A 12,346-nucleotide genomic window follows, 5' to 3' on the forward strand; every position below is an offset into this window, starting at 1 on the left:
TCTGCAAGGCCTGCCACCGCCTCAAACACCAATCCAGCTTCACCACCCGCCAAGGCCCCGGCGGCGCCCTCACCTGGACCACCCCCGCCGGCAAGACCTACACCTCAGCGCCCACCAACACCGACCCCACCACCTACGACCCCACCACTTACGACCCCACGACCTACGACAGCCAGCCACTCGGCCTCAGCAACTCGGCGGTCTCGCCACCGACGCCACCGGAACCACAGCTGCCGGCCCCGTCCAAGCGGTCGGCCTCCGCGTCTCGACGCAGCGGCGAAGAACCTCCCCCGTTCTAACCGCCCTGCCCAGCTGCGCCTGTTCGTCACCCGCCCAGCAACCGGCGCACCAATCGGCGCAAAGACGTCCGCCCAGGGATGCTAACCTAGAGGTTCCTGGGCCCCCATAGCTCAGGGGATAGAGCACTGCCCTCCGGAGGCAGGGGCGGCAGTTCGAATCTGCCTGGGGGCACATTTTTTCACGTGACACGCCAGTTCGGACTTCTGCCATCTAGTTCGGACAATCGCCATGCGAATTCCGGGAGTTCATCCCGCGGCAGTCCATGAAACTGTTGCGATGACTCCGTTCCATTCCCCGTCGGGTAGGAGCGGATTGCTCCTCGTTGCGTCGATTCCTGTGCCGTTGACGCGGCCCCCAGCGAGTGTCACCATTAACACATGGCTCGAACCCTTGAAGCCGACTACCTTGTGGTGGGCGCGGGTGCCATGGGGATGGCATTTACCGACACGCTAATCGACCACGCCGACGTGCGCGTCGCGATGGTCGACCGCCGTCACGGGGTCGGCGGGCACTGGCTGGAGGCGTACCCGTTCATCAGGCTGCATCAGGCCTCGGCGTTCTACGGCGTCGCCTCGAGCATGCTGGGTGGCGGCAAGCTCCAGGTGAGCGGACCGGAGACCGGGCTTCAGGAGCGGGCGAACCAGGCGGAGATCACCGCGTACTACGGGCAGATGCTCGACCGGATGCTGGAGACGGGCAAGGTCGACTTTCTGCCCAACAGTCACTTCGACGGCGACCACACCGTCGTCTCGCATATCGCAGGGGTTCAGTTCGAGGTGCCCGAGTCGTGCCGGATCGTGAACGCCCACTACCTCGCTCCCAGCATCCCGGCCGAGACGGCACCGCCGTTCGATGTCGCCGACGCGGCTCGCGTCCTGCCCATCAACGACCTCGCGCGGCTGGAGGAGGCGCCGAGCCGGTACGTCGTCGTGGGCGCCGGCAAGACCGCGAGCGACGCCTGCATCTGGTTGCTTGCGCGCGGCGTGGACCCCGACGCGATCTGCTGGGTCCGGCCTCGCGACCCGTGGATGTTCAACCGCGCGCTCATCCAACCTGAGCCCGCAATTTTCCTCAGAATGGCCGCCGACGTCATGCAGATCTCCGAGGGCGCGGCCTCGCTCAGCGGCTTGTTCCTGCAGCTCGAGGACGCCGGGATCCTTCTGCGTATCGACCGCTCGGTCATGCCGACAATGGCCAAAACACCGACTCTCGCGTCGTGGGAGCTCGACCAGCTTCGCTCCATTTCAAACGTCGTCCGCCGCGGGCACATCGAGTTTGTGGATCGCGGCAAGCTCACCTTCGCCGACGGCGCCATGCGGGTTGCGGATGATGCCCTCGTCGTGCACGCCGCGGCGGACGGCCTGAAGTACCCACCCCTCGTCCCAGTGTGGCGACACGAGGACATCACGCTTCAGCCGATCCGGACGGGCTTCCCGTGCTTCGGCGCCGCCCTGATCGGGTACGTCGAGGCCACCCGCACCGACGATGCCGAAAAGAACCGGCTCTGCCCGCCTTCGAACTACGGCAATTCGATGTCCCAGTGGGCTAAAGCGACCGTTCTCGGCACCCGGGCCGCGATCAACTTCACTGCCCAGCCCGACATCAAGGCGTGGTCGGACGGGGTTGCGCTCAACCCCGCGCGAGTGCCGCCGGGATACCCGCATTCCGCTGCGTTGGACGACGCTCGCGAACGTCTTGCGATCCACACCCGTCCGGCGCTGGCGAGGCTCGTCGAGCTGATGTGAGCTCAGCCTGTGCTCGGTCGCTCTTTGAGTCGCGCCACCGCCCGAGCTGGCCCGGCGGGGCGGCGCGCTTCTGCTCACTGTGGGGTGGGGCAGGATCGCGTGTCCGATGTGCGGTGGCAAAACCATCGACCTTGCACGGAGCTACTTCCGCGCAATTACGCGTGTCCGACCTTGGTAATTTGTCCGGACTGGACTGTCACGCGACCACATTTGTCGCGTGACACGCTACTTCGGACTTCTGCCGTCTAGTTCGGACAAACCGCAGACCAGCTCAATGTCTCGCAACCTAAGTGCTTCGAAACCCATGGGATACGAGACGTCGAAGATCGCCGCCGCGACACGGTACCGTCAGGACAGACAACAGGACTGGAGCGTGGGCAATGGTTTGTTTAGGAGTCGATGGGCATGCTGGGTCCTCAGGAGACTTTCAACCGAATAGCAATCTACGCGTTGCCGAGTCTCGTGGTCGACATTGACTAACAGATCTGAAGTGGGAGAAACTCTGCCGGTTGCGGTTAGGGCCACCGTTGTCACCAGGAAGCGCCGTTCACTTATTTTTGGTCGTAAGTACCTTTCGTACGACGTCCGATTCAAGGATGGCAAGGTTCAACAGGACGTGAACCCCAATGCTGTTTTACAGGGCGCCCGTTTTCCAGCTGACTATTGGACGGTCATGCACGGTGCGGAGGCAGTGGCCGGTGATGGCGTGCCGGGCGAATGGGTGGACTATCCGTATGGTCGGCCACTGCACGACTGAGGGAGTCGAGGCCTGACGCAGCGTCATTCATTGACTTGCCATGGACCAGGTCGAATCCCTCACCTCCATTTCGCTCATTGGGCACTTCAGTCTTGTCTCGTAACCTCCGTGTTTCAGAACCCATGAGAAACGAGACATCGACTCAGAAACCGCTCCCGTCAGACAAAGAAAGGGAGACAGGAGGATTGATGCGGGTCCCTAGCCGGTCCGGGTTGCAGGCCGGCACCACGGCCGCCCTGAAAACGCGCAAAGTGCCGTCGGCGCAGACCAGCGCGGCTTCCCTGCTCACCTCGGTGCAACACAAGACGCGGCTGAACCAATCTCTGACATGCGTTTGCGTATGGGCAAGTAGACGTCGATCATTGCGGTGTGCGCTCTATCGACGAAATACCTGTCCATGAAGTAATGGCGAATCTCCTGGACTTCCGTACTCGTTGGATTAAAGGCACGGCGATCTGCACTAGTGCCACCACAGCGTCCTACCACGTTGAGGCGTGGCCCCTGGAAGGGCGTTGGACCACAGAGAACGCAACCACCGGTGTGACCACCAGCTACTCGGCCGTCACTCAGCGAATGATCCAGGCAGGGGCGAGGTCACGCGTCCGCCGTACCCACTCCTACCGACTCATGAATCGGTGTCCTTGGCTTTTCCGTTGTCGTTGCCAATCTGGGGAAGGACTCGTGACGATTTCACGCCAGTCTCCGCCGAGCGATTCGAAGACGAAGCGGTAGTACTCCTTCGGCACCGAACGGACCCGCAAATACTCGGTTCGTTAGTCGTCAACTTGGCTCGCGGACACGCGATCCGACTGCTGACGCCAATGTCGTCCCTGCAGCTCATCGACCTTCTCACACGCGAATCAGCAAGCGTCTCATAACCCAACCGCCTCCTATCCCATGGGTTAAGAGACGTCAAAGTTCGCCTGCTCACGCGACGAGCGGCAGGCGCCTTGTCTCATATCTGGACCTGTCCCGCATCCGTAGGGTTATGCGACATTGGAGGTACCTCTCGTGGCCCTGTGACTGGTGAATTCTGCTTGTGCGGCCTAATCGCAGCGCCATAATTGACCGGTCATTTTCGAGGTTAGGGCGGCGTTGGGGGGGGGGGGCGATATCGTTGATTTGTGACCCCTTCAGTGCTGAACCCAGTCCTCGTGGTTATCCGTGGTAATTCCGGGTCAGGAAAGTCCACTGTGGCTCGGGGAGTGCAGGAGCGGTTCGCTTCCGGCGAATGCGCGTTGATGGAGCAGGACAACTTTCGCCGAACGATATTGCGCGAGGGCGACTTTACCGGCGCACTTAACATCAAGCTGATCGAGCAGGCAGCATCGACGTGCCTCGAACACGGTCTCATTGTCATCGTCGAGGGAATCTTCCACACCGCGCGCTACGAATCGATGCTCGAACGGCTGAGCCGTGCAACCACAGCGAGCACCCTTTTCTACGCCTATGACCTCACGTTCGCCGAAACAATGAGCCGACATGTGACCCGTCCGAAGTCGAAAACTTTCGGCTACGACCAGATGATGGAGTGGTACCACGGATGGCAGCCGTTGACTTTCGTGCCCGAAGTGCGGGTCGATTCATCGTGGTCCGAAAGCGCGACCGTGAATCGGATTGCATCTGACATCGCCACGGCTCGGGTTTCGTCATCTCGCTAGCAGCTGTACTAGAGGTTTTGGCTCGCTACTGAGACGAGTCCCGCTTAGGAAGCATGGACACGATTGATCGGGTGGCGATCGTTGGCTTCAAAGATATCCAGCGCGCCTTTCTGAGGTCCGTATCGAACCCGGACGGTTCAAGAGGCGTGCAGGTGAGTTAGCAAGGCGCCTTATTGCGCCGTTACGAGACAAAGCGATCGGTGGTGATCGCGAGCGGTGACGGGTGAGTTGTTGATCATGTCCGGGGTTGAGCAACAACTGGATGACGTGCTCGAGCCGGTGCGTATGACGCCCGCCATCAGGCTTAATGTCGGGCGGACTTGTGTCTATGCTAATGAACGTTTCGCAGCGATTTCCTCGCCCCCGACCGGTTACCGGTCGTGAGGGCTTAGTCGTTCGCGCTTAGGTCCAGCGACAGATCGGTCGGGGGAGGCTCCTTCATCCGATCTCATCAAAGGACCAGACCATGACTTCATATCTCTCCGCGACGGAACTCACCGACGCGCTCAACCTTCGAGACCTCTCCAACCCGGACCAGGGTCATCACGCGATGCAAACGCTGCTCGGGGGCGTCATATCCGCTCTCGCCGGCCTCTGGGGCATCTCGGCCGAGATCATCCGAAACAGCCCACTCGTCGCCGTCGCCGACAACTATGACAAGCTGGGCTTCGATCCCGCTTCAGTCACCAGAGACCAGCGATACTCGCGTTATGTGAGCCCAACGGTGATGCTGCGCAGCCACACTTCGGCTTCGATTCCTGCCCTGCTGAGTGACTTACCGCCGGAAGCCGGCTGCAACCACCTACTGGTGCTGCCCGGCCTGGTCTATCGCCGCGACGCCATCGACCGCACCCACGTTGGGGCCCCGCACCAAGTAGATCTCTGGCTGGTGAGTTCTTGCACAGGGCTCGAATCCGCGGACCTGCAGACGATGATCGGGACCCTGGTGGAAGCTGTCCTGCCGGGTGCACAGTGGCGTGCCATTCCCGCCGTGCATCCGTACACGGTCCAAGGCTGTCAAGTCGATGTGCTGGTCGGTGCTGAATGGCTCGAGCTGGCCGAGTGCGGATTGATCGCACCCCATATCCTCACTGCGGCTGGCCTGGACCCCGAGGTTTGGTCGGGTCTGGCTCTCGGTATGGGACTGGACCGGGCGTTGATGCTGAGAAAGGGTGTCCCCGATATTCGGCTGCTGCGGGCGGCCGATCCGCGGATCGAACAGCAAATGCTCAACCTATCGCCCTGGCAGGCGGTCTCGGTTATGCCGCCGATCCGCCGGGACATCTCGATTGTCGTTGACCTTGAGGCCGACGCTGAAACTTTAGGCGATCGAGCCCGAGCGGCGTTGGGAGATCGCATAGACGATCTCGAATCGGTAGAAGTTCTGGCCGTCACCGCGCACGCGGACTTACCCGGCGGCGCGCAGGACAGACTCCGACTGCGCCCCGACCAGGCGAACGCACTCGTACGCCTAACGCTTCGCCCCCTCTCCAAAACACTCACCGACTCCGAAGCGAACACCATCCGAGACGACGTCTACAGGGCTTTACACGAAGGCCCTGTGCTCGAACTAATCGGCTGAACATGCGATCGTATCTCTGTTGTGCGCGAACTTCTGCGCACAACAGAGTCTCGGTGTCTAACTACCCATGGGACACAAGCCAGTGAGATAGATCTTGACAATCGCAGAAGCTGCACAGATGCGGCCGATCCGGAGAGCTACCTCGTGAGGTGTGGCCCGACGCCCACCGTGCTGAGCCTCAGTCGAGAACGCGCCATTCGCGAACGAACTCCTCGACGGTCTTGGTTTCGAGGTCGCGGCGCACGGTGTCCAAGAGGACGTGGGGGTCGCCGACGTCAGCGGCAGTGCGTAGAACCTCGGCCCCGCCCGCGCGCCGGCGGATGACAAGGTCGGCATCGACCTCGACGTCACCCAATGCTGCGCGAACCAGCGCCCACGCCCGACGAAGTAGGAGTCGAGTGCGCGTGCCCGATGGCTCCTCAAGCTCTGCGATTAGGTGGTTTGACGCGCGCTCCATTCCCATATCTTGTCGCATAGCGAAGCGCCCGAAGGTTCTTATCCCCGGACTCGGACTATCCAGCCGACAATTTGCCCGTGATGTGCGCGCGGGTCCCGCAGGCTCCTCACACTGTGCTGCATGGCACCACCGGTTTCTGGCACCAGTCCACCTTCCGCCGGGGCGGCCGGTGGCTCAGCGCGGCAGCGCCGCTCACACCTCGCATCAGACATCCCTCTGTCTGGCCAGGTCGCGTCTCATAGCTGAGGCGTCTCGCAACCCATGGGATTCGAGACACAGGAGACCGCCTGTTCGAGCGTCGAGCATCAGGTGACTTGTCTCGTATCTGGACCTGTCTCGAATCCGTAGGGATATGAGACACAATGTGCAGTCGCAGAGCGAGAAGATTGGGAGATTCCCTGGTCTAGAGGACGGACCCCTCCGAGCCCTTCGAAGGGTCTGTCAAACTCAACTGAAATTTCCGCACGACCTCAGCAAATTCGCGTGAACTTGCGGCGCCGGTAAATAGTCGACCGCACTTCTGGGGACAGATCGGAAGGTGGAGCGTCTGACCCTCGTGGCAAAGTATCAGGACCACGGCTGGGTCGTCGTTGAGTCCCCAAGTCACGCTGCCGAGCTCCCACGACATGACACGCGACCAAGGGACCCGGACAACGCATTCGTCGCGGCCATGGCGCGAACGCCAGATCTCGAATTTGGGGCCGACATCCACGAACGCGAGGAAAGCGCCAGATCGTGACCAGCGCGAGGCAAGACGTACACGTTTGAGAGCCCAGATCGCTTCTTCTAAGTCTCGGGACATCGATGTGGTGATCGGTTCAAGCCCCGAAAGGCGCAGCTTCCTGTCCATGGTTCGGCTAGGACGATGCAGGAACCAGAGGTAGAGGACGCTAAGGAACGCAGCTGCCAGAAGCGTAGCCGCGAGAGATATTGCCGCAGACCACAGCTCACCGGGAGGCTTTCCTGCAAAGCGATCTACTTGGCCCGGAATGACTGTCCAAGCAATTAATCCGAAGAAGACTACTGCGAGAGGCCAGCGTTTCCGGCTTCTGGGCAGCTTCAGCTCCTCATCATGCCTGCGGATCCTGGCTGAACTAGCTTCGCTTTGCACGCGTTCGTACTTTCATCTTGGTTCCCAAACATAACCTGCACGGCGCGCCAAAGGTCCGTTGGCTGCCACCTGATTCATCGGTTGGGGTTCTTGTTGAAGCGCGCAGTCGTTCCCACTGATGAATTTGGATTACCAGACTTCGGGGAAGCCTATTCGATGCTCCACGATTGCCATCTTGGACAGCGCTAACCAGGGCGGTGGTGGCCTGCGAATGAGGGGCCTGAGAACTATCCGTTGGATGAAGACAAACAGATTCACATCAAACCACCCCAGACAAGCCCCCAATGTGGCCCTGGTTTTCCAGAACAACACGACCCATGCAACGCAGGCAACTGGAACGACAATCCAAAGAAGCACCATTCGTATCACCACAATCAGAACTTGCACTGCTGTATTCGGTCCACTCACTAGAAGCCTCCCAGCCAGCCAGTCCGTCCAATGGTCGCCCCCAGGGAGCCACACCGAAGAAGACGCCGCATTGCTTATGATCCCCGCGAGTAGGCCCTAGTGGCTGGAATCCAGAGCAGGACCACCGCTGCGAGTGCAATCGCGGAGATGATGTATTGCACTGGGTCGATGTTGAGGAAGGCCATCAGGAATTGAGCGAAGAAGTAAAGAACGGCCCAGACCGCCGCAAATGCGGATCGCTGCAAAGCGGCAATGCCCGTCCAGACGGGCATTAACACGAGAAATGTGGCCGTCAGCGACAGCGCCACCAGAAGTACCACGGTGGTCGACTCGTCGAAATCGGAAAGGAGTACAAAGATTCCTGTCAAGAACGTGACCAGGTTGAATGCTCCGGCTCCGAGCAGTGCCGAAGCCCCGAGCCAGAGGGTCAACGGTCGTCGGCTCACTTTTCTCGAGGGCACATCGAGTCTTGGCGCCCGCGACGGCTTTATGAAACCTTGTCCATTGAACATGTTGTCCTTCGATTCCATCATGTGCAGTCGTCGAGCCGCGAGGGCGCAGTGCCGTCCACCGACGGACAAAATCACTGCCACTGGCCAACCTACCGGTGCCGAACCAGGGCAGGCCCGGCGCATCAGTCGGATCCGTCCTTTGCACGGTGAGTCGGCGCGGGGAACGGGTCATCACTGTCTGTGTGTCGGGAAACCCTGTCTCGAAACCGAAGTGGCTCCTATCCCATGGGATGCGAGACATCGGGCACCTGCCGGCACTGAGTCCATGGGCCCTGAGCTCTTATTTCCGGACACGGACTATCCAGCCGACAAGTACCCGTGATGTCCGCGCGGACTTTGCAGGCTCAAGACGCTGTGCTGCATGGCACCACCAGTTTCTGCCACCCTCACTCCGCGTTCCGCTGGGTCTTCCGACGGGTGAAAGCGCACGGAGATCTGGTCGATTCGAGTCACGCGACCCGTGAGGTCAGTCCAAACCAAAGTCTCCGTTGGGTGCCGCCGCGCTTCGGCGTAAGTGTCCAGCTGTAGAGAGATTGTTCGGCGGCCTGCAAACAATTGGGTCGCCCAGTCGTCGTCCATCGGCACGAGTTGCCAGTCGACGAGGTGATCGAGTGCGACATCGAAGCCCTCCTCAGCGACCTGCCACTCGGTCAGCCACACATCGGTCTCGTGTGGACCGCTGCTCGGCTCGATGTCCTCAGCGTCGACCGCTCCTACATCCTTTTTGACGAGTGGGCGGAAGGAGAAGACGCCGAGACGCTCACCACTGCTCGGGACCGTCATTCAGCCAGAATACAAACCCCAGCAGCTGAGTACTAGGAATGCGGTCTGGAGGTTGGACGAGCCGTGATGAAATGTCTCCCTAGGGCTTCGAGGCACCGCCGGCCAGGCGTTTCGAGCTGAGCGCCACGTTGGCTTCGGACACCTGGATGCGGTGGAGGCTGCGCTCGTCAGCCCGCTCGAATTAGGTCGACGATCTCCTTGGCGCTGACATCCGGCGAGAGACCGATTTGTGCCTGATCGCCTTTCAACGCTTCCATCACCAGGACCGCAGCCTGCAGCTCGCCCCCGATCTTTATGACTAGGCGCGCCGAATCTCCGGCTCCGACGGCCTTCTCCGTGAGCGCGTGAAAGACCTCGGCCCCATCTTTGTCGAACGTCACATCAACCATGTTCTGCCCGTCTTCGGAGACACTGGAATCCCTGACCCCGGCTTCTTCGAATCCAGACGGGAGCAGGACACTCGTACCGTTGACAGATACACACTGGGCATCCGACCCATCAGTGCACGCTTCCGAAATCGCCATCTCTATCATTCCCCCGGTGCCCGGCGATGCCTCGTCGGCGCCAGCAGCAGCGGAGCAGGCGCTGAGCGCCAACACGGCGAGTACAGCCAAAGAGAGCCTGGGCGTTCGAGAAGTCATGAGGTCCTTCCTCGAGGCGGGAGCTGGACACTGACACCGACCCCGCTTGCGACCCTAGGTGACGGCACAGACAAGCACCAGCATCCAGTGGTTTGCGGGCTCCAGCTGTCACTCCGGTGTCAGCAACGTGTCTCGTTAAGTATCTGGCCCGACCTGCTGACAGGCCGCCCCCACTTCGGGCAGCCCCAGAAGGGCACGGACCAATAACCACGGTCATGCTTCCCACGGCCGGTATCGAAAACCGCCAAGCGCAATTTCGAGTGTCTCGAAACCTAGCTGCCTCATTAGCCATGGGATACGAGGCACGGGAAACCCACTGAACGCATGATTCGCATCGTGCGGTGCCTGTGCCGTGCACGCGAGTGTGAGGACTCGTGCAGACGAATGCAAAAAGCGACAAGGGTCGTCAATTTCCGTGCATTGTCCAACGAGCAAGTCATTTGCCGTCATGGAAAGGAATCGTTACGCTTTCCAATATGGAAAATCACTATCGAGATCCCTCACGAGAGGAAGCCGCAGCTGCCCTGAACGCGCTGTCGTGCGACCGGGAGCGCCTCGCGGCGAGCGTGCACGCGCCCTGGACATTGTTAGCCGCCTTCGGAGGTGTCGGTGCGTGGTGGGTTTCGGCAGCAGCGGCCACCAACCCAGGTGCGAACTACGAAGCGCCCTCATCGAGTTGGCTAGCCCTCGTCGGAACGCTCATCGTCGTGTATCTGATCCAACGTGAGACCGGCGTCCGTTTTCGAAGGATGGGCGCGCGTGCAGGCTGGGCGATAGTCGGAATCATCGCCGCTTGCCTCCTACTCTTTAGCGTGTCACTCGGCTTCGTATCGTTCGGAATGCACTGGGCCGTCGCGCCCACCAGCTTGGTCGCCTTTGCGACGACGACCTGGCTGGCCAGTGTCGCTTATCGATCAGCAGTGGAGCATCTGCGCCATGGCTGAGACGCGGTTCGACGAAATCATCCACGCACCCGTACGACTTCGGATCTGCGGGCTCCTGCGCCCGGTCGACCATCTCGACTTCGCCGTGCTCCGCGACACACTGAGCGTGTCCGACGCCACACTCTCCAAACACCTGAAGACCCTCGCCACAAGCGGATACGTCACCTCGCGCAAGACCGTATCGGCAGGTCGCGACGACGCGCGCCGAATCACTTGGTTGGCCCTCACCCGCGCGGGACGAACTGCGTTCGACGCACACGTCCGCGCTCTTCAGGAGATCGCGACACCGTCCATCTGACATCGAATGTTGAAATTGGGCACCGCCGCCTGTACCCGCCAATACCAGGTAACCCGCGACGGATCACGCTGGGAGTTCTCCGGAGCCAACGAACGCGCAACGATCGACTTCAGCGAAGACGGGCGCGTCCAGTGCGACCGAATACCCGTAAGCCCATGGTTCATCGAGTCGATCGGTACCTTGCCGACGCTGCAGGCCCACTCAGGGCGCCGGCGCCGGCGCCGCACCGAGTTGCACCGCCAGCTCCATGCTTCGCAGGCGGGCCGGGGAGAAGTCGTAGGGCATGCTCCGGATGATCTCCGCCGCGCTCCTCACGCGGGAGCCCTCTACCGGGCCGGGGTCGGGCGCCGGGTCAGCGCCCTCGGGCGGGTGCAGCTCGTCCCAGGCGTCGAAGATAGCGTCGTCCTCCTCCAGCTGACCGGACTCCTCGATAACGCGCATCAGCGCGGTCTCGAAGGCGTGCCGCTTGGCCGCCACCTCCGCCACCCGTGGGTCGTCGACGGCGACCGTGTCGTCCAGGGCCTCCTCGGCGGCGTCGACGCGGTCGGACTCCGCTCGCAGTGCCGGATCGGCGGCCAGAGCGAGGAAGCGGCCGGCCTGGACGGCGGCGCCGAGCGGACCGAAGATCCGCTCGGTGACCAGCAGGACGTCCAGGTCGTCCGGGCGCAGCGAACCCTCGGGTACGCCCTCGAGGCGGCCGGAGACGAGATCGTCGAGCAATCCCAGTCGGCTGCCGAGGGTCCGCATGCGCTGCACCGAGGCGCGCTTCCGCCGCAGCTCGGCCTCCTGCGCGGCGAGGGTGTCCTCCAGTCGCGCGAGGACGCCTGCGATCTCGTCCTCGCCGTCGGCACCGCTCGGTGCGGCGCCGTGGACGGCGTCGCGGATGTCGTCGAGGGCGATCCCGGCGTCGGCCATGCGGCGGATCCAGAGCAGCCGGATGATCTCCGCGTAGCCGTACCGGCGGCGGCCGTCGCCGCCCCGCTCCCGCTCGGGCAGCAGGCCGACCTGGTGGTAGTAGCGGATCGTCCGCGGAGTGACGCCGACGAACGCCGCGGCGTCGCCGATCAGGACCTCTCGGGGCGGGGTCGGGAACGGGCGCATGGCAAACCTCTCGGATTGGGACGGGATGTGCTTCCAGCAGACCACA

At 61.9% G+C, this 12,346-nt stretch carries 11 protein-coding genes, 1 tRNA gene and 1 pseudogene; 8 read left to right on the forward strand and 5 right to left on the reverse strand.

What is annotated here, in order from left to right; all coding sequences use genetic code 11:
- The 6 genes and pseudogenes from E3T22_RS06850 to E3T22_RS06875 form a co-directional block, all read left to right on the forward strand.
- Positions 1-299 (forward strand): annotated as a pseudogene (locus E3T22_RS06850) (hypothetical protein); the annotation flags it as partial.
- Between the two features lie 100 nt (positions 300-399).
- A tRNA-Arg gene (locus tag E3T22_RS06855) sits at positions 400-471 on the forward strand.
- A gap of 239 nt (positions 472-710) precedes the next feature.
- Positions 711-2,045: a pyridine nucleotide-disulfide oxidoreductase gene (locus E3T22_RS06860; RefSeq protein WP_241983621.1), complete on the forward strand. Its 1,335-nt coding sequence runs from the start codon at positions 711-713 to the stop codon at positions 2,043-2,045.
- Positions 2,046-2,535: 490 nt separating this feature from the next.
- Positions 2,536-2,802 carry a hypothetical protein gene (locus E3T22_RS06865; RefSeq protein ID WP_134481051.1) on the forward strand — a complete coding sequence of 89 codons (267 nt, stop codon included), beginning with the start codon at positions 2,536-2,538 and terminating at the stop codon, positions 2,800-2,802.
- 1,124 nt (positions 2,803-3,926) lie between these two features.
- The gene (locus tag E3T22_RS06870; RefSeq protein WP_103431448.1) at positions 3,927-4,463 is read left to right on the forward strand and encodes a zeta toxin family protein; all 537 of its coding nucleotides are present in this window, start codon (positions 3,927-3,929) and stop codon (positions 4,461-4,463) included.
- Between the two features lie 466 nt (positions 4,464-4,929).
- Positions 4,930-6,045 (forward strand): hypothetical protein, encoded by a 1,116-nt coding sequence (locus E3T22_RS06875; protein ID WP_134481053.1) that lies wholly within the window; start codon positions 4,930-4,932, stop codon positions 6,043-6,045.
- Between the two features lie 178 nt (positions 6,046-6,223).
- Here E3T22_RS06875 and E3T22_RS06880 read toward each other — a convergent pair whose 3' ends face one another.
- The 4 genes from E3T22_RS06880 to E3T22_RS06895 all read right to left on the reverse strand — a co-directional run bounded on the left by E3T22_RS06880 (position 6,224) and on the right by E3T22_RS06895 (position 9,957).
- Complete coding sequence (locus tag E3T22_RS06880; RefSeq protein ID WP_241983622.1) at positions 6,224-6,502, reverse strand: hypothetical protein; 279 nt, start codon at positions 6,500-6,502, stop codon at positions 6,224-6,226.
- Between the two features lie 1,593 nt (positions 6,503-8,095).
- A complete protein-coding gene (locus tag E3T22_RS06885) occupies positions 8,096-8,554 on the reverse strand; it encodes a hypothetical protein (RefSeq protein ID WP_134481055.1) in 459 nt (152 codons plus the stop codon).
- Between the two features lie 276 nt (positions 8,555-8,830).
- Positions 8,831-9,316 (reverse strand): DUF6578 domain-containing protein, encoded by a 486-nt coding sequence (locus E3T22_RS06890; protein WP_134485922.1) that lies wholly within the window; start codon positions 9,314-9,316, stop codon positions 8,831-8,833.
- Between the two features lie 167 nt (positions 9,317-9,483).
- Entirely contained in the window at positions 9,484-9,957 is a 474-nt protein-coding gene (locus E3T22_RS06895; protein WP_133163838.1) for a hypothetical protein, read from the reverse strand.
- 374 nt (positions 9,958-10,331) lie between these two features.
- On the opposite strand from E3T22_RS06895, the gene E3T22_RS06900 reads away from it, so the two are divergent.
- Both E3T22_RS06900 and E3T22_RS06905 read left to right on the forward strand, forming a co-directional pair.
- Complete coding sequence (locus tag E3T22_RS06900; protein ID WP_241983623.1) at positions 10,332-10,901, forward strand: hypothetical protein; 570 nt, start codon at positions 10,332-10,334, stop codon at positions 10,899-10,901.
- Positions 10,894-11,199, forward strand: a complete 306-nt coding sequence (locus tag E3T22_RS06905) for a transcriptional regulator (protein ID WP_134479582.1) — start codon at positions 10,894-10,896, stop codon at positions 11,197-11,199. The genes E3T22_RS06900 and E3T22_RS06905 overlap by 8 nt, the downstream gene beginning before the upstream one ends.
- A gap of 201 nt (positions 11,200-11,400) precedes the next feature.
- Here E3T22_RS06905 and E3T22_RS06910 read toward each other — a convergent pair whose 3' ends face one another.
- Positions 11,401-12,300, reverse strand: a complete 900-nt coding sequence (locus E3T22_RS06910; protein WP_134479583.1) for a MerR family transcriptional regulator — start codon at positions 12,298-12,300, stop codon at positions 11,401-11,403.
- Between the last annotated feature and the right edge of the window lie 46 nt (positions 12,301-12,346).

The sequence above is a fragment of the Cryobacterium sp. TMB3-10 genome, from assembly GCF_004402305.1.
Taxonomy (GTDB): Bacteria; Actinomycetota; Actinomycetes; order Actinomycetales; family Microbacteriaceae; genus Cryobacterium; species Cryobacterium zongtaii.